This window comes from Shewanella inventionis (genome assembly GCF_019931735.1).
GTDB classification, from domain to species: Bacteria; Pseudomonadota; Gammaproteobacteria; order Enterobacterales; family Shewanellaceae; genus Shewanella; species Shewanella inventionis.
The window spans coordinates 4,131,660-4,157,154 of record NZ_CP082926.1; the positions used below are offsets into that span (position 1 = coordinate 4,131,660).

Sequence of the window (25,495 nt, forward strand, 5' to 3'; positions counted from 1 at the left end):
CACATATGCAAACGCACGAACAAACAACCTCGGCAAGTTCAAACACTTCTTCGTTGGTGATTGAGCAGTTAACCCTAAAGCGGCAACAACAGCTGTTGTTATCATTAAACGAAACCATTGTTGGTGGTGATATTCTGACGATTATGGGGCCATCAGGTAGCGGTAAATCGACGCTGTTAAATTGGCTCACCGGAATGCTGCCTAAAGGATTCAGCGCCAAAGGCAATGTATACCTAAATGGACAGCTCATCACTGACACTGCCAGCCACATGCGTCGTATTGGCTTATTATATCAAGACCCTTTACTGTTCCCGCATCTCACTGTCGCAGGTAATATTAGCTTTGCCATGCCAGCCGGAGTTAAAGCACAACGCCAAGCTGATATTAGCCAGGCATTATCTCAAGTAGGATTAGCCGGTTTAGAGCATCGCAACCCACAAAGCTTATCGGGTGGGCAACAAGCTAGAGTCGCACTGCTGAGGGTGTTATTAAGTCAGCCCAAAGCCATTTTACTTGATGAGCCTTTTAGTAAGCTTGATAGCCAATTACGCCAAGAAACACGGCAGTTGGTGTTTGAACAAATTCGTCAGCACAAGCTACCCGCGATAATGGTCACCCATGATCAAAGCGATGCTGACGCAGCTCAGGGTAAAATTATTTCGTTGTTTTAGCGTTGATTTAATCAGCAAAGATTATTCAATAGACATAAACAACAAATGTATCAATAAATTGGAAACCACAAATGCTAGATAGATTTATTACACCGGTGATTAAGCCGATGCTTAAACCGCTTGTATTGCTACTGGATAAAAAACAAGTACAGCCAGACCAACTCACACTCATAGGCTTTGTGGTGGGTATGTTAGCTGTGCCATTTTTAGCCATACAAGCATGGTATGTGGCATTATTTTTTATCGTATTAAACCGTATCATTGACGGACTTGACGGCGCCCTTGCCCGTCATCAAAAACACACTACACCAGCAGGCGGCTATTTAGATATCTGTCTCGATTTTTTGTTTTACGCAGCCATTCCTCTAGGGTTTGCACTCGCGAATCCCAATGAAAATGCGTTAGCCGCTGCTGTGCTTCTTACTGTGTTTATCGGGACTGGTTCAAGCTTTTTAGCCTTTGCTATTCCGGCTGAAAAAATCAATTTACCGCGACCACAGTTTGCCCATAAAAGTTTTTATTTTTTGAATGGCCTTACCGAAGGCACTGAAACCATAGCTTTTTTTGTGGCATTTTGTTTGTGGCCAGCTTACTTTCCAGAGCTGGCTTACACGTTTGCTTTTTTAGGGGCTATTACTATTTTTACCCGTATTCATGGGGGATACAACACCTTAAAAAACCATTCAAGTAACCAGCAAACTAGAACAAATATCGTTGAGGAGCCTAAAACATGATAGATGATATGGCAGCAATCAGATTGGGGGTGTTTTTAACCATTTTGGCGTTAATGATGAGTCTAGAATTATTATTTCCAGCCAGAACACTGAGTAAATCACCTAAAACAGCCTCAATGGCTACACGGTGGCTGGGTAACTTTGGCTTGCTAATTATTTCATCGCTAATCGCAAGGTTGATTCTACCAATAGGATTGGCCGGTTTTGCCCTGTATGTCAGCTCACAACAATGGGGGCTATTACACTATTTAAGCTTGCCAGTTTGGCTGAATATTGCTGTCAGTGTGTTGCTGCTTGATATGTTGATTTATTGGCAGCACAGGTTGTTTCATCGCATTCCATTATTGTGGTGTCTGCACAAAGTGCATCATGCTGACCGTCATGTCGACAGCAGCACCGCACTGAGGTTTCACCCTACTGAAATCATTGCTAGCCTTGGCATTAAAGCCGTCGCCATTGTACTCTTTGGTATTCCAGCAGAAGCGGTCATCTTGTTTGAGATATTGCTCAATGGTTTTGCTATTTTTAACCACGCCAATATTCGCTTACCCGCAAAAATTGAAAACCTAGCCCGTTTAGTGCTGGTCACTCAGGTATTGCATCGTATTCATCACAGCCAACTGATGAGTGAAAGTAACAGCAACTTTGGCTTTAGTATTATTTGGTGGGACAAACTGTTTGGCACCTACACCGCACAGGCCAGTAAACCAGATACTCAAATTGATATTGGTTTAACCCAATACCCTAACGCCAAACAAAATGCCTGGCTTAGCGGTTTATTGTGGATGCCTTTTGCCCGCAAAAAATAATCATAAGGTCACTCTAATCTCAAGTTAAAGTCCTTTTAGTGCATTGTAACTATCAAAGTGTCATATCTTTATTATTGTTGTTTGTGATGCACAACACTTGGCGAGCTTGATTAAAAAAGCAAATTTACTCACTATATTACTAATGTATAAATAACCAATAGAGATATTATGATCGGTTTTACCCAGAGCTTAAAAGCAAACATTGCCGATTTAAAGCAGCAGCTGACCAAAACAAAACAGCAGCATGCAGATGAGCTCTCTCAATTGCATCAGCATATTGCACAATTAACTCAGCAATTAGCAGAATCTGATAATCAATCCGAATACGATGCTCAACGCGCCAATTTGCAATTGCAAGGTGCAACGATGCTTAACGATATTCGAGATACCACCCTCGCTAACTCAATCAAGCTCGATGAAGAAAAACACATGTTGTCTGAAGTCGATAAACTGTTCGGTCAGACACGAGTCGCTATCGGTAACTTGAAAGAACGTGCGGGACATTTAAATGATCATGCAGAAAAGAGCATGGAGACTGCGGCTCAATTAAGTCAATCAGCCAATGGTATTAGTAATTTAGTGTCATCGATCCAACAGATTTCAGAACAAACTAACTTACTGGCACTCAATGCCGCCATTGAAGCTGCGCGTGCAGGAGATGCTGGTAGAGGGTTTGCCGTAGTCGCAAGCGAAGTAAGGCAATTAGCCAGCAACGCCCATGATGCCAGTGCCAATATTGAAAAATTAGTCGCTACCGTTATTGAGCAAACCGAGCAAATTAAACAAGTTGTCATTACAAACCAAACTTGTTCGAGTGATATTGCAGCCTCTTCTGAACAAATTGATCAAGTCGTCACCGAAGTGCTTAAAAGTTCAGGAGTCATGAAGCGTGTCATTGGCGAAGCGTCAATGACCGCATTTTTAACCACTGTGAAGTTAGACCACAGCGTATGGAAGAGCAACGTATACAGTATTTTGGCCAACAAAGATGTGACGGCAAACGTCAATAGCCACACTGAATGCCGTCTCGGAAAATGGTATTACCATGGTGAAGGCCAACAATATGCAAGCTTGTCGAGCTTTAAAGCTATTGAGCAACCACATAAAGCAGTTCATACCGCTGGAAAAGCGGCTGTCGCTGCGATGCAATCTGGAGATGAGTCAGCAATTTTAACTCATCTTGATACCATGGAAGATGCCAGTATTCGTGTGGTTAAATCTATCGATAGTTTACTGTCGCAAAGCCAGCATCACTAGTTGACTCGCACTCAATTGTCCATAAAACATCCGTTAGCTGAACAACTTACCGCTAACGGATTGCATTGCTTTTCACAACTGACTTAAATTACTCTACTTTTCACAAAATCGCCCGCCCATGCTATATTAGCGCCCATTCGAATTTGTTTAATCAGTTAAGGTTTATCCATGAAAATCGGTATTATTGGCGCTATGGAGCCAGAAGTTGTTCATTTAGTACAAGCCATTGTTGAGCCCGAGCATACAACTATCGCAGGCATCGAATTTATTAGCGGTAATATCGGCGATAAACAAGTGGTTGTCACCCGCTCAGGCATTGGTAAAGTGGCAGCTAGTATTGCCACAACGTTACTGATTGAAAAGTTTGCAGTGACACATGTGATTAATACCGGTTCAGCTGGTGGTTTTGTCGATACACTCGCCATTGGCGATATTGTGATTTCATCTGAGGTGCGCCACCACGATGTTGATGTCACCGCTTTTGGTTACGAGATTGGTCAGATGGCACAGCAGCCGGCCGCATTTTTACCAGACAGCAAGCTAGTCAATGCCGCTAAACAGGCCGTTGTAGAATTAGGGGAAGTGAACGCCATTGAAGGATTAATTTGTACCGGCGACAGCTTTATTTGCGATCCTGTTCGCACCAAAGTGATGCGCGAAAACTTCCCAACGATGGCCGCATGTGAAATGGAAGGAGCAGCTATTGCTCAGGTTTGTCACCAGTTTAAGGTGCCATTTGTAGTGATTCGGTCACTGTCAGACAATGCTAATAATGATTCGCCAGTGGATTTCGACTCGTACATCATTAAAGCGGGTATGCACTCAGCCTTGATGGTCATTGCGCTATTGCAACAGCTATAATGGACTACGCGGGTTTAACTGCTTATCACCCTGCTAAACCCGTGCTTTTAGTATTACAAAAACTTACTTAATCTGATGCGCAGCCGCTAACTATTGAGTCTCTATGGTCAATCAATTATTCGATCCACAATTACTTAGCCAAGACGGCGGTGTATTGCAAAGCTGCTGCATTTTATTTTGCGCGTTAATTTTGGCTCGATTTGCCCCTATCCCTCGAGACTTACAACCACTGTTGTGGTTTAACCGTATTGCAGTGCTGATTGCCGCTAAAGTGAATCACCCTGAGCGTGCGGTGAGCCAACAGCTAACAGCAGGCATTTTAGCGACATTAATTCTAGTAGTACCAAGCGGTATTATTGTTAGCTTTTTACTGGGTCTTGCCGCTTACCCATGGTTTTTTGAGCTGATTATTTTATATTTTTGTTTGTGTGACTCCGCGTTTAAACCCGTGGCAGAACAAATAGCGAATGCAATAAAAACCGGTAACAAGCAGCATGCCAAAGGGCTACTCAGCCCCTGGGTTAGCCAAAACACTCAAGTGCTTTCAGAGGTGGGATTAAGTAAAACTGCCATAGAGAAACTGTTTACCACTCCCATTTATGGCACTTTAGCCACCATTTTATTTTTTGCGTTGGGCGGTGCAACCATGGCTCTGGTGGCCAGAATGCTAAGGCAACTAGAGCACAGTTGGCCCACATATCACCCACACTTTCATATTTTTTCGAGTTTTGTGGGGCAATTTAATCGCGTGATATTTTTTATTCCGACCTTGCTTTGGCATTGCTCATTGGCAATTCAATTTGGCCAACTTGGATTGTCTTCCATCGTGTCGTCAATGCAGCCAGCACCTGGTCCCAAACAGCAGTTAAATAATCATTATGGCAGTTACGCTTTAGCCGCAAAATTACTCAAAATTGAACTTGGAGGCCCACAGCAATTTATGACCAACAAAGGCCAAACCATTCGAGTAGACTTACCCAAGGTGAAAGCTGGTCCGTTACCTGATTATCGCCACATCAACCACGCCATCACAGTGACGCAAACTGCAAACCTATTTTGGATCTGCCTAACCTTGTTATTGCCTCTTATTTGGACTGGATTAAGATTTATTTAAAACCGGTAAATCCTGTTTTAAACTAGCCACTTTTTAGCGATAATACCCCAAGGTTTAACATTGAAGTCGCTATGCTCAAGATTGTCATAATGACCCGCTATCATAAGACTTCTAATGCTGACATCTTTAAAACATAAATCCTCTATAGTCAGCAACTGTTGATTATTATCAGTTTAAGACCTGCTTAGGAATGCCATGTTTCTCAACAACTTGCATATATCATTAACCACTCCGGCACTATTGTTTCCGGCAATCTCGTTATTATTGCTCGCATACACCAACCGATTTTTCTCTCTTGCTGCCCTCATTCGTAACCTCAGCAGTAATGACAAGCCGGTACAAGACGAGCAAATCAAAAACTTACGCCAACGAATTATTATCATCCGAAAAATGCAAGAAGCTGGTGTCAGCAGTTTTGCCTTGTGCGTGCTGTGTATGATTTTTATTTACACCGGTTTTAACCAAACTGGCTCGGTGATATTTGGCTTAAGTTTACTGCTTCTACTCTACTCATTGATCTTGTCTGTAGTGGAAATCCGCATCTCAGTTGATGCACTCAACATTCATCTCAAAGAGTTAAGTAAATGAGTCAGTGGATCTATTTTTTCGATTTATGTGGTACTGCCGTTTTTGCACTTTCTGGAGCGTTGGCAGCAGGTAAACACCGCATGGATCCATTCGGGGTAATTGTGCTTGCCTCAGTAACCGCCATTGGCGGTGGCAGTATTCGTGATGCGTTAATTGGCGCAACCCCAGTATTTTGGATCCGCGATCCTAATTACATCATTGTGATTTTAGCTACGGTTTTGGCTTGTTTAGTGTTAGTGCGTAAACCGCATAAATTACCCACACTCACCTTACCTGTTGCCGATGCTCTTGGGTTGGCATTGTTTACTGTTATTGGCGCTGAGAAAGCATTATTAATGGGACTTTCAGGCATGATTGCTGTTGTGATGGGCTTAATTACAGGCGTGGGTGGTGGCATTATTCGTGATTTGCTGTGTCGCCAAATCCCGATGGTATTACGCACCGAAATTTACGCAACTGCTTCCATCGTGGGTGGGATCTGTTATACCTTAAGTTTGGCTGTGGGCATGGACAGTATGACATCGATGTTTATCGCAATGATCAGTATTTTAATCATTCGATTAAGCGCAATCCGCTGGCATTTATCTTTACCGGCTTTCGATTTAAAAACAAAGAGAATTTAATGTGCGAATAATATTGCTATTATGTTGTTTAGTCTGCAGTTTTTCAATCAGTGCCAATATTGGTGATATGCCTAAAGAGCAACAGCTCGCCATGAAATATATGGAGGCGTTAACCGATCATGACTACTCTACTTTACGGCGTTTTTATTCCCGTGATACCGTTTTTTTCGACAAAACAGCAAACACAACCTACACAGGCAGTCGGCAAATCATTGGTTTTTTACAGCGCGCTCATGAAGGGGTACTTGAGTACCGTTTAAACATAGAGCATATGTTTAATACGGGTTCGTTAGTGGTGATTATTGGCAGTTATCGTTTACGAGGCCCTGGGGATCAATTCGGAAAGCCCGGTAAAATTATCGATTTGGCGATACCTGGCGTTACCACGCTAAAATTTGACAATAATACAGAGCGATTAATTGAACAAATGGATCTTATGGACTATCAAACCATGTCAGACCAACTCGAGTCTCAATAACGTCATTCATTAATCAGGATAAATAAGTGAGCCGAAATTGCAGCGAGCGAGTTGTTCTACCTTCAAAATGCATAACAACGTTATAAGCGATGCTAACCAGTAAGAATGATCACATTCTTGTGCTGATTGGTATAAACAACGCAGATAAAAAAAACGGCTTAAATGATAAGCCGTTTATTTATTCGTAAAAATACGTTATTTTAAAATCACTTTGGCAAATTTGCGTTTACCAACCTGGAAAACCGCTTCCAGACCAGCATTAAAGCTAAGACGACTGTCTTCTACTTTTTCGCCATCCATTTTTACAGCACCTTGCTTAATCATCCGCATACCGTCAGATGTTGAGCCCACAAGCCCTGCATCTTTAAGTAAGTTAGCAATCGCTAAGCCTTCACCCGCTTCTAATATCACTTCTTCGATATCATCTGGGATAGCCCCTTTTTGGAAACGATCAATAAAGGCCTGATGAGCAGCTTGCGCTTGTGCTTCGTCATGAAAACGCGCAATGATTTCTTTAGCTAATAAAATCTTAATGTCGCGTGGATTTGTGCCGTTTTCAACGTCTAACTTAAACTGCGCAAGCTCTTCAAGCGGACGGAAAGACAATAACTCAAGGTAGCGCCACATTAAATCATCTGAAATCGACATAATTTTGCCGAACATTTCATTAGCAGGCTCACTCACACCAATATAGTTATGCGCCGACTTAGACATTTTCTTAACGCCGTCTAACCCTTCAAGCAGCGGCATCATAATCACAGTTTGTGGTTTTTGTCCTTCGGCTTTTTGCAGTTCGCGACCCATCAATAAATTGAATTTTTGATCTGTACCGCCCAATTCAACATCAGCCTGTAACGCAACAGAATCATAGCCTTGCAACAATGGGTACATAAACTCGTGGATCGCAATCGATTGGCCTGATGCATAACGCTTTTTAAAGTCGTCACGTTCCATCATACGGGCAACCGTTTGTTGCGATGCCAAACGGATCATACCAGCAGCGCCTAATGGCTCTAACCAGCTAGAGTTAAATTCGATACGGGTTTTAGCAGGGTCTAAAATTTTATAAACCTGCTCTTTATAGGTTTCAGCGTTAGCAAGCACTTGCTCACGGGTTAACGGAGGACGAGTACTGTTTTTACCACTTGGATCACCAACCATACCGGTAAAATCACCAATCAAGAAAATCACTTCGTGACCTAGCTCTTGAAAAGTACGCATTTTATTTAAAATAACCGTGTGACCTAAGTGAATATCAGGAGCGGTAGGATCTGCACCTAACTTGATGCGTAATGGACGCCCTTCTTTCAGTTTCTCAAGCAAATCCGCTTCAAGTAATATCTCATCGGTGCCACGCTTAATTTCTGCCAATACTTGATCTAAATTCGCCATCTCTACTGCAACTCCTAGGGCTTGCACAAAAAATAAAGAGGTCTATGTTACTTGTTAGCCACGGCAAATGAAAGAGTGTACACTTAGCAGATAATAACACGAGAGAGAAATTGGTACCTGAGTCAATGGCAAAGCTTCTAACTTTATTCACATTGTTGCCAAAAGCACATCAAATCACCCTGTCTTTATTGGTGATGTTAACCACGATTATTCTGATGTTTCCATCGGAAGACGCACAAGCCTCTAAACAAACCCAAATAGTAAGCCAAACAAATGATAAAGATGCGTTAGAAACCAATAGCGATTATTCCGTGCCACTGGCATTTAGAACACCTACGGCACCCAAAATTGATAAAAATGATGCCGATGCTGAAGAAATCGCTGACAATATTTTTGTTAACGACACATTACCACCACAACAATTAGGTGATTCATCTGACGATGTGTCAGAAACACCTGATGATGAAGCCTTTGCTCAGCATATTGCAATGTTACGCACGCGCCCAGAGGGCATTGACGGTGTGATTCATGATATCGACAATCAAGTCGCTAAACAAAAAGCAAAAATAACTCAGCAAGCTAGTAACGATGATTACACAGTAGAATATTACGAAGTGGCAAAAGGCGATACCTTAGGTGGTTTATTCAGCCGTGCAGGCCTTAGCGCTAAAGATGTATACGACATCACCCAACTGCCTTTAGCAAAAAAGAATTTACTCACTATTATGCCAGGTGAAGAAATCGCCATTAGCAAAAATGAGTTAGGTGAATTAAAAGAACTCAGTTACCGCATGGACAAGGTGTCAACCTTAGTGATCAGCCATAACAATGATCGCTATAAAGAAGTGGTTAACACCAAAGAAGTTGAAAATCGTACTTCATTTATCACCGCCACCATCAAAAGCAATTTTTGGAATGCAGCAGCAGATGCAGGCTTGTCTGGCAATCATATTATGGAACTGGCCAATATTTTTGGCTGGGACGTCGACTTTGCGTTAGATATTCGTAAGGGCGATCATTTTTCATTATTGTTTGACCAAGAATATGCCGACGGCCAATTTTTACGTAATGGCAATATTTTAGCCGCTGAATTTATCAACCAGGGTGAGCGTTACACTGCCATACGTTATACCGATGGTGAATATTATTCAGAAAACGGCAACAGCATGCGCAAAGCTTTTTTACGCTCTCCAGTCGATTTTAAATATGTCAGCTCAAACTTTAACCCACGCCGTTTACACCCAGTAACAGGGCAAATTAAAGCCCACCGTGGAGTGGATTATGTTGCTGCGATTGGCACCCCAATTAAAGCTGCTGGTAAAGGCAAGGTGATTGAGTCTGGTTATAACCAATTTAATGGTAACTATGTGTTTATTAAACACAATGAAACCTATACAACGAAATACCTGCACTTAACTAAGCGCAAAGTAAATCGTGGTGACACAGTCAAACAAGGGCAAGTAATTGGTACTTTAGGTAAAACCGGTCGGGTTACCGGCGCTCATTTACATTACGAGTTTATTGTTAATGGTGTGCACCGTAATCCACGCACGGTAGATTTGCCTAAATCAATGCCGATTAATCGCAGTGAAAAAGGCAAGTTTACCTCCTTGAGTAAACAGCTAATGGCGCAACTCAAATCAAACCAACAGCAGCAATTGGCTAGTAATTAATTGCTCGCGGCTTCTATTCAGAGAGAATTTCATGTCTAAGCCAGAATATTTTATCGGCCTTATGTCAGGCACAAGCATGGACGGTGTTGATGCCGTGCTAGTTGACTTTGCCGGTGAGCACCCAAGGTTAATTGCAGGCCACACGGAAGCCATTCCGAGCCATTTGTTAAAAGGCTTACAGCGTTTGTGTCAGCCCGCTGTTGATGATGAAATAAACCGATTAGGACGGCTTGACCGCAGCGTGGGCAAGTTATTTGCTCAGGCGGTCAATAACTTGCTCGCTAAAACTGAAGTGAAGCCTGAACAAATCATCGCCATAGGGTCGCACGGACAAACCGTGCGCCATATGCCAAACCTAGAAATGGGCTTTACCCTGCAAATTGGCGACCCAAATACCATTGCTATTGAAACCAACATTGATGTAATTGCCGACTTTAGGCGCAAAGATATTGCGCTTGGTGGACAAGGCGCGCCTTTAGTGCCGGCTTTTCATCAACAGGTATTTGCCCAAGCTGGCCACACCCGAGTCATTTTAAACATTGGCGGTATCGCTAATGTGACCTATTTACCCGGAAACAGTGATGACGTGCTTGGTTTTGATACCGGCCCAGGTAACACCCTGATAGATTACTTTGTTCATCAAAATTTAGGTCATGCATTTGATGAAGATGGCGCATGGGCTGCATCAGGCGAAACCAATGCGGCATTTCTTAAGCAACTATTATCGCATTCATATTTCGCGTTATCTGCGCCTAAAAGTACCGGCAGAGAATTGTTTAACCAAGCCTGGCTTGAGCAGCAATTAGCAGAATATAGCCATTTAGATCAAGAAGATATTCAGTCAACATTACTCGATTTAACTTGTCACAGTATTGCTAATGACATTAATAAGCTGTCAGCTACCGGTGAGCTATTTGTGTGTGGTGGCGGCGCACTGAACACTGAATTAATGCAACGTTTAACGCAATTGGTTCCTGGTTACAAAGTAGATACAACCGCAGCATTAGGCGTTGATGCTAAATGGGTAGAAGGCATTGCCTTTGCGTGGCTAGCAATGCGTCATCATAATGACTTACCAGCTAATTTACCGGCAGTAACCGGTGCTTCACGCCCAGCCGTTCTTGGTGGCCGTTACCGAGCAAGATAACTTTTTCAATGCGGTTGTCGATGTTATGATGAGCGCAAATTTGCTCAGCTCTTTGGGTTGGCAAAGTCTTTACTAAATAATGAGAGTTAATATGAGCAACAAAGCCAAAAGTGTATCAGAACTAATGAATCTAACCCCAGAGGGTCGTTACGATTACATGGTTGAGCAAGTTAAAGCCGAGCAAACAATTTGGACCCTGCAAGATCAAGATGGCTGCGTGATGTTAACCACCGAAGATGAAGACTGCATTCCAATGTGGCCATCAGAAGAAACCGCCGCACTTTGGGCCGTTGACGAATGGAATGAGTGTGAGCCATTAGCTATTCCGTTATCTGAATTCCAGGAACGTTGGGTTAGTGGTATGGAAGATGACGACCTATTTATTGCCGTTTTCCCAGTGCAAGAAGATTTAGGTGTTGTTGTACCACCCTATGAAGTGAATGAACGTTTAACGCCAAAATCACACGCTAAGCATTAGTCTGTATCCAGTGAGTAAAACATAATGACTCAGGACACACATCAACCCAATACGACGCCAGATGAAGTCAAACCGCATTTACCCAAACGCCTGATTGCGTTAATGCTGGCGTATGTTATCGCTGCAGTGGCAGGGTTAATGTTGGCGCAATCGCTAGCTGAACTCAGTGCAATGTTCAGTATTTTAACGCTTATGCTAGTGTTGGGTATTATAGGTAGGCAAAAAGCAGCACTTTATTTATTACGCACTTATAGTCTGCTGCAATTAGTGCTGTACAGTATGATGCCAATCATCATGTATGATCCAGATAACCTTGATGCCGGCCCAACCACCATGGACTTTGGTTTGTTTCAAAGTGTGGTGCCAGAGTGGCTTATCTATAGTGTTTTTATCGCTTTAGGTATGTTGCAAGTGTGGATTAGCTTTAATGCCAAGGTAAAAACCTGGTTCAAGCCGCGTGTTAACTTTAATATTATTGCCAGTTAATACGCACAAAAAAGCCGTCGCAAGACGGCTTTTTTTATTAGCTCGTTATAATAAATATTAAAAACGATTACACCGAGAAACTTGCTCCACAACCACAGGTTGTTGTTGCATTAGGGTTCTTAACAAAAAAACGAGACCCTTCAAGACCAGATGTATAATCCACTTCGCCACCCATAAGATATTGAAGACTCATTGGATCAACCACAAGTTGCACACCTTGCTTTTCAATAGTGAAGTCACCTTCGTTGACTTTTTCATCGAATGTAAAGCCATACTGAAAACCAGAGCAACCACCACCTGTAACGTACACACGCAGTTTTAATTCAGGATTCTGTTCTTCTTCTAACAGCCCTTTTACCTTAGTTGCTGCAGCATCGGTAAATTGGATCGGCATTGCTGCATCAGTTTGTTCAGTCATTACTACCTCTTACTTCGGTTTCTACTGAGAATTATCCTTTACCTGACTATTTTGTTCAAGTATTACCCGCAGTTCTTTTTCACCCATTAATAGCTCTGGCACATTATAAGTTTGTTCAATGGACCCGCCTTTAACACCACGACTGGCATTGACAGTCACTTTAACGGCTATCTTTTGTAAACTAAAACCCGCAGGCAAAACGATATCGCTGTCCATAATTTGAAAATAACTAAATTCAAATGCTAATTTTTTATTAAGCAGCTTATTTAAATTAAGCGAACTGGCCTTGCCATTTTGGCTTCCGATAAGGGTCACTTCTGCGTTAGCTTTCACTTTGGTTTTGCGTTTTTGCAATTGCGTTAACACGATACGTAGTTGAAAACGCTCCGCACTTGCGCCTTGCACTAACTCAACCGTGTTAATGGCCACACCTTCAGCGTCGGCATCAGTCACCATAACACTGCGATAAAACGCCAGTTCTTTTTCGAGCGTTTTTTGTTCAACAAGCTGACGGCTGAACATATCTTGCATTTCTTTATTGGCGTTTTCAGCAATACTTAGAGCCAAATTTCGACTGGCTAACACTTGAGCTTGCTCGTCGAGCTGTTGTAATAATTTGCGTTTACCACTGGCACTGTTAGGCGTGGCTTCTGGCGCAAATGACAGCCAAACATTATAACTGACGGCGCCTAACAAAAAAGACACGAACATAAGGCTGAGTAAGTATTTGCTCGAAGTCCGATTTTTACGCTCTAAAACTTGCAGTCTGTCTAACCAACGGTGATAATTTAACATTAGGTAACAACCTTTTAAAGAATACAAATGCCACTCAGCTTAGAGTCATACTGTGCAGTTTAAGATAAATAAAGTCGCTATTATTCACGCCAAAAGAGCTGCGCGCAAATATCTGCATAACGAATTTAGAGATAAATTATCTCAAGCCAAAATTAGTGTACAACTTTGTGCACTTGCTCTGCTGTTTGCAATTATTGCATCAATCGTCATCATTTTATTTCGCCTAAGTTTACTTTGGGCTGAACAATATCTGCTTTCTGACACCAATACCATCAGTTCAACATTAACTGATTGGCGAAGTTACCTACCGCTAATGGGTGCTGCATTAATATGGCTATTGTCATTAATAGGGTCAAAGCGCTATCGCCGAATGGGAATAGCCTATGTATTGCACCGGTTTAAGTTACATTATGGCAAGGTGCCACTACAGTCGGCGGCTGGGCAATTTTTTCAGGCATTAATCGCATTAATGACTAACTTTTCGGTCGGTAAAGAAGGACCCGCTATTCATCTCGGTGCAGTGAGCGCCAGTGTGATGGCGGAAAAATTCAGCCTACCAGATAACAGCGTGCGTATTATGTGTGCTAGCGGCATTGCCGCAGGGATTGCCGCGATCTTTAATGCGCCATTGGCAGCAGTATTATTTGTATTTGAGGTCATTGTTCGCGAATACAAAATCCACTATTTCTTCCCGATTATGCTTTCAGCAATTTGTGGTGCGGTATCAAGCCAGCTCGTTTTTGGTAATGTGCATGAGTATGATCTTATCAATGTTATTCGCATTCCACTCGACCACTACCCGATATTGCTTATTGGTGGCGTAGTGCTTGGTTGTGTAGCTGCACTGTTTAACTTCTCATTGTTAAGCGTTACCGCTAAAGGGCAAAAGTGGCCATTAATTTACCGATTATTTATTGCGGCTACATTCACGACCTTGATTGGGTTAGTGATGCCTCAAGCCCTTGGTTCGGGTGACTTTGCCATTCACGAAGCCATTATTGAAGATCCTAATTTATTATTTTTAATCGCTCTGTTGTTTGCAAAAATGCTGGCGACCGTTGCCGCAATAGGCTTTGGCGTGCCGGGAGGGTTAATCGGCCCGCTCTACGGCATAGGGGCTTTAGTTGGCGCCATTTTAGCGATTTTAAGCAGCCTGATATTCCCATCCATTGCGCCTTATGTGGGGTTATATACTGTCATCGGCATGACTGCCATGATGGGAGTATGTTTAAGCGCCCCTTTAGCGGCATTAGTTGCCCTGCTTGAGCTAACCAACGATGCATCGATTATTCTCCCCGCGATGTTTATTACCATCCCGGCTTTTCTGGTTGCCTATCAGGGCTTTAATACTAGCTCAATATTCTTAAAACAATTAGATATTATGGGGCTTGGTTACAAGGTTGCACCGTTAAACCAGGGCTTACAAAAGAAAGGGGTTAGAGTATTAATGGACCGGCGCTTTGTGATCGTCAATGACGATGATGAACTGCTGCTTGAAGTGCTTAAGCGTGCAGAAGGACGTCCCGTTTTAGTCCGAAATAACAAGGGCCAAATCGAAATGTTACGCCTAGAAATGCAATCATTTGAAGATTCAACAACCCTGTCTCGTCACCCTATGCCTGGGTTGCCAGACAGCGCTACGCTCAATGAAGCCTATGAAGCGCTAGCCGCTAAACGCTCAGGCGAGGTGTATATTTATCGAGACAGCCCTAATAACCCTAACGGTCAAAAAGTGGTTGGGGTGATCAGTTGGTCTAATTTATTGCAAGAGATCCGCTCAGGACAAATTTAACCATACTGGAATGGGTATTCTTAACACGCCGCCAAGGCCAAATATGTTAAGTCTTCTTTGCCCCCTTACGGTCCTATTTCGTAACAAGTGATTCTTGTTGGGTATATTTATCTGTTGTTTATTTTCTGCTACAATTTTGCCTCAGCCACATTATAAAAAAACCGATAAATACCCTATAAATAACGGTAAAATAACCTGCTTTTTAATGGATATTTTACCCTACACTCTGGAAATCAGGCTGATGATGCAGTTCGAAGGTTCACATATCCTTTCCGTAAACCAGTTAGATCTGGATTCGATAAACACTATTTTTAACATTGCTAACAAAATGACGCCCTATGCGTTGCGTGAAAAACGCACCAAGGTATTAGAAGGCGCTATTTTGGGCAATTTGTTTTTTGAACCCAGCACCCGTACTCGCGTCAGCTTTGGCTGTGCGTTCAACTTACTTGGTGGTCATGTTCGCGAAACCACCGGGATGGCATCATCGTCGTTATCAAAAGGTGAGTCGCTATACGATACCGCTAGAGTACTGTCGACTTATTCAGACGTTATCGCCATGCGCCACCCTGACGCCTATTCGGTAAAAGAGTTTGCCGAGGGTAGCCGAGTTCCTGTGATTAATGGTGGCGACGGCCCCAACGAGCACCCAACTCAAGCCTTACTTGATTTATTTACCATCAAAAAAGAATTAAGCCATTCAGGCATGGGCATCGACGGAATGCACATCGCGATGGTAGGTGATTTAAAATATGGCCGCACAGTCCATTCGTTATCGCGCTTACTTTGCATGCATAAAGACATTCAGTTCACATTGATATCACCAAGTGAACTAGCAATGCCTGACTATGTGATCGCCGACATTGAAAATGCTGGCCATAAGATCACAATAACCGAACAACTTGAAGGTAATTTGCATCAAGCAGATATTTTGTACTTAACCCGCATTCAAGAAGAGCGTTTTCCGTCACAAGAAGAAGCTAATAAGTATCGCGGCAAGTTTCGCTTAAATCACAATATTTATACGCAACATTGCAAATCAAATACCGTGATCATGCACCCATTACCGCGAGACTCGCGCGCACAGGCAAACGAGCTCGACAATGATTTAAACAGCCACCCAAGTTTGGCTATTTTTAGACAAGCCGATAACGGCTTACTTATCCGTATGGCACTTTTTGCATTAACACTTGGGGTTGAAAACCAACTCGAAAAGTATGAGTGCCCAGTAAACTGGTATTCACGTAAAGCCGATAGATAATTGGCACAATATTAAGGATTAGACATGACCCGTTCCGAAGTCTTATTTGAACAGGCTAAAAAGACCATTCCAGGTGGCGTTAACTCACCCGTTCGTGCCTTTAATGGTGTTGGTGGTTCGCCGTTATTTATCGAAAAAGCCGATGGCGCTTATATTTTCGATGCTGACGGTAAAAAATATATCGACTATGTGGGTTCATGGGGACCGATGATTTTAGGCCATAACCACCCTAAAATCCGTCAAGCGGTATTAGCGGCTGTTGAAAATGGTTTATCTTTTGGTGCACCGACAGAATTAGAAGTCAAAATGGCTGAAAAAGTCATTTCTATGGTGCCATCAATGGAACAGGTTCGTATGGTGAGCTCAGGGACTGAAGCCACCATGAGTGCCATTCGTTTAGCGCGCGGCTTTACAAACCGCGACAATATTTTAAAGTTCGAAGGTTGTTACCATGGCCATGCAGACTGCTTACTGGTTAAAGCAGGCTCTGGCGCATTAACACTTGGCCAGCCAAGCTCGCCAGGTATTCCTGAAGATTTTGCAAAGCACACATTAACTGCTACTTATAATGATCTTGATTCTGTTCGAGCCATATTCGAACAATACCCACAAGATATCGCCTGTATCATCCTTGAGCCGGTTGCTGGCAACATGAACTGCATTCCGCCTGTAGAAGGTTTTTTACAAGGTTTACGCGCTATTTGTGACGAGTTTGGCGCCTTATTAATCATCGACGAAGTGATGACAGGTTTCCGGGTTTCGATGAGCGGTGCCCAGGGTTTCTATGGCGTTAAGCCAGACTTAACCACACTAGGTAAAGTGATTGGCGGTGGTATGCCAGTAGGTGCTTTTGGTGGCCGTAAAGATGTAATGCAATTTATTGCGCCTACAGGCCCTGTTTATCAAGCGGGTACGTTATCAGGCAACCCAATTGCAATGACCGCAGGTTTAGCGCAAATGGATGCCTTGTGTGAACCAGGCTTATACGATGCACTTGCAGATAAAACCAAACGTGTCGCAGAAGGCTTTAAAGCCGCAGCTGACAAACACGGTATTCCATTAAGCATTACTTATGCAGGCGGAATGTTTGGTTTCTTCTTCACAGAAGATAAAAATCCAATGACCTCTTTTGCTCAAGTCACAAAATGCAACATGGAGCATTTCCGTCACTTCTATCATGCCATGCTAGACGAAGGCGTGTACTTAGCACCGAGTGCCTATGAAGCCGGCTTCTTGTCTATGGCCCATGGCGATGAAGAAATTGCATACACCTTAGCAGCTGTCGACCGTGTTTTTGCTGCAATGAAATAACCTAAATACAGTTAACCTTATTTAGGTTAACAAGTGTGGTCACAAAAAGGATAAACGATGCGTCGTCTATCCTTTTTTTGCATTTATCTTACCTTCCCTATCTTGTGACATCAGTATTCAAAATAACCAACCAGATTTTGATCAAAATTAACAAAATAACTGTGATCTGTATTGCGAAAATAGTTGCGGTGTGATTTGATCGCCTCGCCAAACGGAAGCTTAATTTAATCTTAAAATGAGATTAAATTAGGTTAGCAAAAATTCTCGGTAATGCTCTTGATTACCTACAACATACAGTTGGAATTGCAGTCATGCTAGAAACCTTTCTAATCTCACTTGCGGTGCTTGCGCTGTTAAGTATTGTGCTCGAAGAAGTTACCCATATAAACAAAGCTAAAACGACTTTATTTTTAGGCTGTATTGCTTGGATCACCCTCTTTATTGTCTCTGGTAGCCCAGAAAACAGCAAAGTGGTTAGTGAGCAACTCAATGAAAACTTACTTGAAATTGCCACTCTATGGTTATTTTTAATGTCTACCATGACCTTTGTGGCATACCTTAATGCTAAGGGTATGATCCAGGTAATGGTTCAAAAAATCTTTCCACAACAAGTCTCTGTGCGTATGTTGATGTTGCAAGTGGGTATGTTTTCACTAGTGTTATCAACATTTTGTGACAACGTCACCGCCACTTTAGTGTCTTTAGGCTTACTCACCACCTTTAATTTAGACAAGCAAATGCGCCGCCGCATGGCAGTGTTAATTATTTTTGCGGTCAACTCTGGTGGTGTTGCGTTAATCACAGGCGATGTGACTACTCTGATGATTTTCCTTGCTGGCAAAGTCGACATTTCTGAATTACTCATTCTGTTTATTCCAGCGAGTTTCAGTGTATTATTACTAGCGATTTTGTTCTCACTTAAAGCTGAAGGGCGAGTAAGCACCTCACCCATCGAACAAAGCTACAGTACGGTTGATATTGTCATTGGCTTAATTTTCTTTATCACCATTATTTTAACCATGGTGTTAAACGTGCTCTTTGGTGTTCCTCCTGTTTTAACCTTCTTATTTGGCTTGTCTGTTATGTTCTTAGTCGGGCGCACCAGTAAAAGTAATAAAGAAGAAGTACAGGTATTAGAATATATTCGCCAGGTTGAGTTTGATACCTTGTTATTCTTCCTCGGTATTTTGCTATTAGTTGGTATGCTTAAAGAAATTGGAACGCTTACCCTATTAACAGACGTTTACAGCATGTATAACCCAAGCATTTCTAACTTCTTTACCGGGATGGGTTCTGCATTAATAGACAACGTGCCATTAACCGCTGCACTATTAAAAGCCGACCCTATACTGAGTACAGCACAGTGGTTAGGCTTAACATACGCTGTGGGTGTGGGTGGTTCGCTATTAATTATTGGTTCTGCCGCCGGCATTATTGCCATGAGCAAAGTAGAAGAACTCACCTTTGTGAGTTACTTAAAATATGTACCCGCTTTGTTGTTATGCTATTGCTTAGGTTATGGATTAACCTTGTTTTTAGCTAACACCATTTACGGCTAATCAGGATAAATAAGTGATCAGAGATTACGTAGGAAAAATCGCTTAGAATAAGGCAGAAATTGCAGCGAGCTCGTTGTACTACCTTCAAAATGTCTAACGACATTATAAGCGATGTTAACCTGTAAGAATGATCACATTCTTGTGCTAGTTGGAACACTCTGTTTAAAATAAAAAAGGCGCGACAGCGCCTTTTTTATTAGCCATTGTATTGATTAACCTGAACTATTTCGTCATGCTCGCGCAGTTATACCATTTCCATTAATTATGTGACCAATCAGATAATTAGTGGAATTGGTATTATTAAATTGCCGGGACTCTAAACTGCTGCCCCTGAATATCTAACACAATATCTCGAGGACGAATTTCAATAATCGTCAGCTTATTTTTAATCATGTCACCTTGTTGTAGTTCAATTCCATCGACATTTAACCAACGATTACTTGGCTCGGTGGCGTATACGTGTGCGACAACATTAAATTCAGGCACCTGTAATTGCACACTAGCAGGTAAATCACCATAGCTAGGGATCTGCTGATTGTTCGGTCTTGGAATTGGATCCAGCTTGGCTTCTGTTACTTGCTGATTTGCTGACTGTTCAAATTCAACCTCTTTTAGAGCAGTTTCAAACGCTGCCATTAAGTTATTACGCTCATCAATAGACGGTGCTTTTACAGAAGCAAAATCGACATCTTGTGCAGCGGTTTGTACCTGTAATCGCAACGCTTCTAGCTCAGCAAGTCCACGCTGATTCGCATTTGCACCCAATATAATAGGCTCTTGTTGTTGCGAAGACGTGTATTGAGGCTCATAAAGCGCATTTTCGGTGTCGGCTGATGTCGATTCTGTTGACTGGGTGGGCATATTCCCATTGCTAGAATATAAATACGGATCAGCTGCAGGCTCAACATACGCGTTATTTGCAGCAACGGATGCATTAGCGTAATGATTAAATGGTTTAGCGATAGGCAATGCCACTTTACCGGCTAAACGTATATCGTCATTGGTTGCGTTGTCTTGCCTAGCAGGCTGTTGAGTTTCAGCAGCGGGATTCATCGCAACAGGGCTAATTACAACAGGACTGGCTACAACAGGCTCGGAGTCAGTATCAGTCTTTGTGTGCCCGAGTAATGACGACGTTGACGGTTGTAATAACACACTCATTCCCCACGCAGCACCAATCCCCACGATGATTGCACCGGCAAGTACTGTATATTTAGTTAATTTGCTTTTTTGTCGCGAAGGCAAAGAAGGCTGAATCGACGGCATAGATAACAAATCCGCCACATCACCCTGCTGCTGTTTTTTTCGATTAACGGCATCCAATAAAATAGACATTAACGACTTACCTCAGCGGTACTTAATCTCGGCCCCTGCTGACTTAAATATAAATTAAGCTGTACTAACGTTTGATTACCGGCAATGCCATCTGGTTTTAAACCATGTTGGCGTTGAAATGCAATAAGTTGCTGCTCAAGTTCACTATCAAACTGCGTCAACAACCTTGCCGGCCGTTGGTTGACTAATGCCAAGCTGTTTTCAAGCCATTGCACTTGTGACAAGCTCGAAGTCTGGCCAATCTCACGAGGTAAAACACTATCAGGTTGCCACAAAATTTCGAAGGTGCCGCTAAAATGACGATCAAACCAATCTTTATTTACCCAAAATTGTTGCTCACCTAATTGCAATAAAATCTGTTCAGCTTGGCGCTCAACAATAACACCATAAAACACATTGGCTTGACTGTCTTGCAGGTACACTACCGCAGGATAATTAAGTCGCATAATACTGTGCCAATTCCCCTGCTGTTGATAACAGGCCAATTGTTGTTGCTGAGCAGCCTGACAGGCAGATAAACCAATAATAGGTTGCTTATTCCAAAGGCCAAATAATCCGGCAAATGCATTGTCGATACTGCTACTTTGTAACATAGCTTGACGCAAAATTTGCTGTTCGGCATTCGCAGCTGGCGAAGCTTGTACAGGTTGTTGCACCACAGAATCTGCTACATTGGTGGGCTGGGCATCTTTCATCGTTGCCGATGGTACAGACGCTGTGGCTTGAGGTAATACAGCAGCGGTCTGGTTATTGCTCTCATCTGCCGTGTGATTAAACCAATAAAAAGATAACCCAAACGCCAATACCAGGGCTGCGGCGGCAACAAAAGGCCAGCGTTTATCGTTAGAAATATCAATATCGCCAAGCACCTCAATCGCTGCTTGATTGACCATCTTATGATCTATCGGCACTTTAACTTGGCCATAGCCCGCCATCAAAGCGCGTTCACACAATAAGTTAGTTAATCTTGGGATCCCCCCGAATGCTTATGTAATGCAGCAATGGCCTTGCGGGTAAATAAGGGTTCGTGACGACCCGCGACCTGTAATCTATGTTGCACGTATAAGGCTAGTTCTTCTTTATCTAGTGGCAACAAATGATAACGAGCGGTGATCCGCTGTGCCAACTGCCGTAAGTCTTGACGTTTAAGTAACTGTTGAAGTTCAGGTTGACCAATTAAAATAACCTGCAATAACTTTTTGGTATTGGTTTCTAAATTTGTCAGTAAACGCAACTGCTCTAATACTTCCGAACGCAAATGCTGCGCCTCATCAATAATCAGCACTGTATTACGACCATTTTTATGATTATTGAGTAAATACATGCTGATAAGATCAGTCAGCTGCTTGAGGGTTGGGTTTTCTCCATACTTAATTTCAAGTTCATCGCACAAGGTGGCCAGCAACTCAAGTTCGGTCAGAGATGGGTTAAGAATAAAGGCTGTGTCGGTATTTTCTGGAATTTGCTGTAATAAACAGCGTGACACTGTGGTTTTACCTGTGCCCACTTCGCCGGTTAGCAATACGAAACCACCGGTTTCACCAAGTCCATAGGTTAAGTGAGCCAGCGCTTCACGATGGCGGTCGCTTAAGAACATATAATGTGGGTTAGGCGCAATTGAAAACGGATTATCATTTAATCCATAGAAGGCTTTATACATTCGACCAAAAATCCTTATTTGAAACTGACGGCTCACGTTAATGCTTGTGTCATTACTTGTCAAAAGTTAGCCGTGAAAATCTAACTCTGGTAATATTTAAGCCACTTATTATTACACGTTGTGGTACGCCATGAAGATTTATTTAGTCGGCGGGGCCGTACGCGATAACCTGCTAAAACAAACTGTTGTCGACAAGGATTATATGGTTGTTGGCAGTAGTGTAGAAGAAATGCTAGCACTAGGTTATCAGCAAGTAGGCAAAGACTTCCCGGTGTTTTTACACCCCAAAACGCAACAAGAATATGCATTAGCCAGAACGGAGCGTAAAACCGGTAACGGTTATCAAGGCTTTAGTTGCGATGCCAGCAAAGCTGTAACGCTCGAGGATGATTTACTGCGCCGTGATTTAACCATTAATGCCATCGCCCAAGACGAACAAGGCACACTTTATGACCCCTACAATGGCGCGGCCGATATTGAGGCTAAAATTCTTCGCCACGTGTCTGCTGCATTTGTAGAAGATCCATTACGGGTGTTACGGGTGGCTCGATTTGCCGCTCGCTTTAATCACTTAGGCTTTACTATCGCCTCAGAAACCCAGCAATTAATGACCGACATTGCCAACAGCGGTGAGCTTGAGCACCTGACGCCTGAGCGCGTATGGCAAGAATGCGATAAAGCACTTAGCAGCCAAAACCCACAGATCTTTTTTGAGGTATTAAGACAATGCCAGGCACTTAAGGTGTTATTTCCTGAAATCGATTCGCTTTTTGGAGTACCACAACCTGAAAAATGGCATCCAGAAATAGACACAGGTATTCACACATTAATGGTGCTACAACAAACAAGCTTGTTAACACACAATAAAGCGGTACGTTTTGCTGCCCTAGTTCACGATGTAGGCAAAGCACTCACACCAAAACAAGATTGGCCAAAGCACTATGGTCACGGGCAAAAAGGCTTACCTGTCATTAAAAAAATGTGTGCACGGATCAAGGTCCCAAATGAATATCGGGATTTAGCACTACTCGTTAGCGACCAACATCAAAATATTCATAACGCCTTTGAACTTAAAGCAGAAACCATAATCAAATTGTTCGATAAAGCAGATTTGTGGCGAAAACCACAACGTTTGACCGACTTATTAACCTGTTGTCATGGCGATATCAGAGGTCGCACGGGGTTTGAACAAGCATCCTATCCACAAGCTGAATATTTACAGCAGTGTTATAAGCTAGCAGTCCAAGTCGATGTTCAAGCAATCATTGCTGCAGGCCATCAGGGAGCCGCCATAAAAGCCGAATTACAGTTAGCACGAACTCTGGTTGTTAATAACTTTAAATTACAATTGGTTAAACACTAACAAATATGTTACAAAATGCTGTCAGTTTATTTATGATAAAAAGCGAAAAAATGCATTTTTTAACGGTAAATAGGCAATAAATCACTAAGATTTATATAAAATCGATAAATAATAATCCTTTTTAGCCTACATACTTGCAATTTTCATTTATTTCGCTATTTTAAGTGAATATTCTTTTGTTTGCCTATAGCAAATAAAAAAAACTATGACATAATTACGCCGTTGCAAAGGCACACGCCGTTGCACTATTTAACAACCTATATATTAAGGGATTTACCCATGAACAAAAAAGTACTGATGATTGCTGGTGTTGCGATGACTGCTTTATTAGGTGGTTGTGCTAACACTACTGCTTTAGAAGAAAGCGTAGCAAACCTAGGTAACAAAGTTGATCAACTATCAGCAGAAGTTGGTTCTTTAAAGTCTGAGCAAAGCAAGCTATCTGCCGATGTTAAAGGCGCTAAAGCTGCTTCTATGGACGCACAAGCCGAAGCTAAACGTGCTAACGACCGTTTAGACAACATGGCTTCTTCTTACAAAAAGTAAGAATTGCTATTAAAAATTAGCTTATATTAATAGGTTGATTATTAGGGCTTGATTGTTGATTTACTACCTAGGTAGCTTTCAACATCAAGCCTTAATTATTTGTGGCGTTAATTATTTGTGGCGTTAATGACTTCTGCAAATGAAACATGTCTAAGCATTACCTCTCAGCACCTGCATTACGACGTCATCCATCTCAATTTTTTACTTTATCTATCCTGCATTATTCAGCTATATTCATGACAAACAACCATTAACCAGCCATAAGAGTATCTACATATTGGCTGTTGTTAAGCACGTTACTATTGTTGACGTTTTTTCAATACAATCACTTGCCAATCAAACTCCAGTGAAGATATCGCGGTAGATTTGATTTGATGGATTAACTCATCATTTGCTCGCCATCCAAACACCGACATATCCAATAAAGTGAATGCTTGCTCGCCTGTTACAGGTTGAGTGAAAGTGACCTGCTGCAAAGATTCAACTTCAAGCTCATTCGGTAAATTTAGCTGCAATGGCTTTTCAATTAAATCTGGATAAACTTGCTGCTTTATTTGCCATAAATGACGAACGCCTGGCTGTAACAACACAATTCGGCCATCATCTTTAAGCACTCTAATGCACTCTTTACCCTTTATTGGAGAGTCTAGTACGGTGATCAAATCAATCGACTGGCTTGCAAAAGGGAGCTTCTTCATTGCTGCTAAGATTAATTTTGCCGGAGTTTGTGCCTTAGCTGCTGCAAATATTGCATTCTCAGCATCGGTTATCCCCCAATGCTCACACACAATCCCTGCCTCGGAGACAGCCGGCACCAATTGACGAAGGTAGTAACCGTCTGCACATTGATAATCAAGATGCTCAAACGTATGTCGCTCTGTGCTATGTAACACACTTAACAGGCTTGCATCTAATTGGTTAATCAAGGGTGCAAATAGCCCTGACTCTAACAAAAAATGCCTGGCACGCATTTGCTGGCGCGACAAAACTTGAGGTTTAGTTTTTCTATTACTCAATAACGGCCAATAACCTTGGGCATGTTTATCAAAGTGGTGTTTATTGTCACAATAAAACCCTAACGAAGCTTGATGTTGTTTTATGGGCGTTGCGCACACTGGACATAATAGCGGTAGTGTCATTGTTG

The 25,495-nt window shown here is 42.3% G+C and carries 24 protein-coding genes and 1 pseudogene; 19 read left to right on the plus strand and 6 right to left on the minus strand.

What is annotated here, in order from left to right; genetic code table 11:
• The first annotated feature begins 5 nt into the window (after positions 1-5).
• The 9 genes from K8B83_RS18435 (at position 6) to K8B83_RS18475 (ending at position 7,135) form a co-directional block, all read left to right on the plus strand.
• Positions 6-671 carry an ATP-binding cassette domain-containing protein gene (locus K8B83_RS18435; protein WP_223418610.1) on the plus strand — a complete coding sequence of 222 codons (666 nt, stop codon included), beginning with the start codon at positions 6-8 and terminating at the stop codon, positions 669-671.
• Positions 672-742: 71 nt separating this feature from the next.
• A complete protein-coding gene (locus K8B83_RS18440) occupies positions 743-1,405 on the plus strand; it encodes a CDP-alcohol phosphatidyltransferase family protein (RefSeq protein WP_223418611.1) in 663 nt (220 codons plus the stop codon).
• A complete protein-coding gene (locus tag K8B83_RS18445; protein ID WP_223418613.1) occupies positions 1,402-2,214 on the plus strand; it encodes a sterol desaturase family protein in 813 nt (270 codons plus the stop codon). The genes K8B83_RS18440 and K8B83_RS18445 overlap by 4 nt, the downstream gene beginning before the upstream one ends.
• A 168-nt stretch (positions 2,215-2,382) precedes the next feature.
• Positions 2,383-3,471, plus strand: a complete 1,089-nt coding sequence (locus K8B83_RS18450; protein WP_223418615.1) for a methyl-accepting chemotaxis protein — start codon at positions 2,383-2,385, stop codon at positions 3,469-3,471.
• A gap of 168 nt (positions 3,472-3,639) precedes the next feature.
• Entirely contained in the window at positions 3,640-4,332 is a 693-nt protein-coding gene (locus K8B83_RS18455) for a 5'-methylthioadenosine/adenosylhomocysteine nucleosidase (protein WP_223418617.1), read from the plus strand.
• Positions 4,333-4,435: 103 nt separating this feature from the next.
• Complete coding sequence (locus tag K8B83_RS18460) at positions 4,436-5,446, plus strand: cobalamin biosynthesis protein CobD/CbiB (RefSeq protein WP_223418619.1); 1,011 nt, start codon at positions 4,436-4,438, stop codon at positions 5,444-5,446.
• Positions 5,447-5,656: 210 nt separating this feature from the next.
• A complete protein-coding gene (locus K8B83_RS18465; RefSeq protein ID WP_188740143.1) occupies positions 5,657-6,034 on the plus strand; it encodes a DUF2721 domain-containing protein in 378 nt (125 codons plus the stop codon).
• Entirely contained in the window at positions 6,031-6,657 is a 627-nt protein-coding gene (locus K8B83_RS18470) for a trimeric intracellular cation channel family protein (protein ID WP_188740089.1), read from the plus strand. The genes K8B83_RS18465 and K8B83_RS18470 overlap by 4 nt, the downstream gene beginning before the upstream one ends.
• A 1-nt stretch (position 6,658) precedes the next feature.
• Positions 6,659-7,135, plus strand: coding sequence for a nuclear transport factor 2 family protein (locus K8B83_RS18475; RefSeq protein ID WP_223418620.1), 477 nt, complete (start codon positions 6,659-6,661; stop codon positions 7,133-7,135).
• A gap of 195 nt (positions 7,136-7,330) precedes the next feature.
• Here K8B83_RS18475 and tyrS read toward each other — a convergent pair whose 3' ends face one another.
• A complete protein-coding gene (gene tyrS / locus K8B83_RS18480) occupies positions 7,331-8,527 on the minus strand; it encodes a tyrosine--tRNA ligase (protein ID WP_188740091.1) in 1,197 nt (398 codons plus the stop codon).
• Positions 8,528-8,652: 125 nt separating this feature from the next.
• On the opposite strand from tyrS, the gene K8B83_RS18485 reads away from it, so the two are divergent.
• The 4 genes from K8B83_RS18485 (at position 8,653) to K8B83_RS18500 (ending at position 12,311) form a co-directional block, all read left to right on the plus strand.
• On the plus strand, positions 8,653-10,200 hold the full coding sequence (locus K8B83_RS18485; RefSeq protein WP_188740092.1) for a peptidoglycan DD-metalloendopeptidase family protein: 1,548 nt from the start codon (positions 8,653-8,655) through the stop codon (positions 10,198-10,200).
• Positions 10,201-10,231: 31 nt separating this feature from the next.
• Positions 10,232-11,347, plus strand: coding sequence for an anhydro-N-acetylmuramic acid kinase (locus K8B83_RS18490; RefSeq protein ID WP_188740093.1), 1,116 nt, complete (start codon positions 10,232-10,234; stop codon positions 11,345-11,347).
• Positions 11,348-11,438: 91 nt separating this feature from the next.
• The gene (locus tag K8B83_RS18495) at positions 11,439-11,825 is read left to right on the plus strand and encodes a DUF2750 domain-containing protein (protein ID WP_223418622.1); all 387 of its coding nucleotides are present in this window, start codon (positions 11,439-11,441) and stop codon (positions 11,823-11,825) included.
• Positions 11,826-11,849: 24 nt separating this feature from the next.
• On the plus strand, positions 11,850-12,311 hold the full coding sequence (locus K8B83_RS18500; RefSeq protein WP_223418623.1) for a hypothetical protein: 462 nt from the start codon (positions 11,850-11,852) through the stop codon (positions 12,309-12,311).
• 67 nt (positions 12,312-12,378) lie between these two features.
• Here K8B83_RS18500 and erpA read toward each other — a convergent pair whose 3' ends face one another.
• Together erpA and K8B83_RS18510 are read right to left on the minus strand one after the other, a co-directional pair.
• Positions 12,379-12,729, minus strand: coding sequence for an iron-sulfur cluster insertion protein ErpA (erpA, locus tag K8B83_RS18505; RefSeq protein ID WP_160053015.1), 351 nt, complete (start codon positions 12,727-12,729; stop codon positions 12,379-12,381).
• Between the two features lie 21 nt (positions 12,730-12,750).
• Positions 12,751-13,524, minus strand: coding sequence for a DUF6776 family protein (locus K8B83_RS18510; protein ID WP_188740096.1), 774 nt, complete (start codon positions 13,522-13,524; stop codon positions 12,751-12,753).
• 52 nt (positions 13,525-13,576) lie between these two features.
• On the opposite strand from K8B83_RS18510, the gene K8B83_RS18515 reads away from it, so the two are divergent.
• The 4 genes from K8B83_RS18515 to nhaD all read left to right on the plus strand — a co-directional run bounded on the left by K8B83_RS18515 (position 13,577) and on the right by nhaD (position 19,447).
• Complete coding sequence (locus K8B83_RS18515; RefSeq protein WP_188740097.1) at positions 13,577-15,316, plus strand: chloride channel protein; 1,740 nt, start codon at positions 13,577-13,579, stop codon at positions 15,314-15,316.
• Between the two features lie 241 nt (positions 15,317-15,557).
• A complete protein-coding gene (locus tag K8B83_RS18520; RefSeq protein WP_188740098.1) occupies positions 15,558-16,577 on the plus strand; it encodes an aspartate carbamoyltransferase in 1,020 nt (339 codons plus the stop codon).
• A 24-nt stretch (positions 16,578-16,601) separates the two neighbouring features.
• Entirely contained in the window at positions 16,602-17,888 is a 1,287-nt protein-coding gene (gene hemL / locus K8B83_RS18525; RefSeq protein WP_188740099.1) for a glutamate-1-semialdehyde 2,1-aminomutase, read from the plus strand.
• A gap of 311 nt (positions 17,889-18,199) precedes the next feature.
• A complete protein-coding gene (gene nhaD / locus K8B83_RS18530) occupies positions 18,200-19,447 on the plus strand; it encodes a sodium:proton antiporter NhaD (protein ID WP_223418625.1) in 1,248 nt (415 codons plus the stop codon).
• A 300-nt stretch (positions 19,448-19,747) separates the two neighbouring features.
• Here the strand turns inward: nhaD and K8B83_RS18535 are convergent, their stop codons facing one another.
• Together K8B83_RS18535 and K8B83_RS18540 are read right to left on the minus strand one after the other, a co-directional pair.
• Complete coding sequence (locus tag K8B83_RS18535; RefSeq protein WP_223418626.1) at positions 19,748-20,782, minus strand: general secretion pathway protein GspB; 1,035 nt, start codon at positions 20,780-20,782, stop codon at positions 19,748-19,750.
• Positions 20,782-22,442 (minus strand): annotated as a pseudogene (locus tag K8B83_RS18540) (AAA family ATPase). Before K8B83_RS18540 ends, K8B83_RS18535 begins: the two are co-directional and overlap by 1 nt.
• 130 nt (positions 22,443-22,572) lie before the next feature.
• Between K8B83_RS18540 and K8B83_RS18545 the strand changes: the two are divergent.
• Positions 22,573-23,805, plus strand: a complete 1,233-nt coding sequence (locus K8B83_RS18545) for a multifunctional CCA addition/repair protein (RefSeq protein WP_223418628.1) — start codon at positions 22,573-22,575, stop codon at positions 23,803-23,805.
• A gap of 279 nt (positions 23,806-24,084) precedes the next feature.
• On the plus strand, positions 24,085-24,351 hold the full coding sequence (locus K8B83_RS18550; protein ID WP_124017059.1) for an Lpp/OprI family alanine-zipper lipoprotein: 267 nt from the start codon (positions 24,085-24,087) through the stop codon (positions 24,349-24,351).
• Between the two features lie 299 nt (positions 24,352-24,650).
• On the opposite strand, the gene K8B83_RS18555 is transcribed toward K8B83_RS18550, so the two are convergent.
• A complete protein-coding gene (locus tag K8B83_RS18555; protein WP_223418630.1) occupies positions 24,651-25,490 on the minus strand; it encodes a putative RNA methyltransferase in 840 nt (279 codons plus the stop codon).
• Between the last annotated feature and the right edge of the window lie 5 nt (positions 25,491-25,495).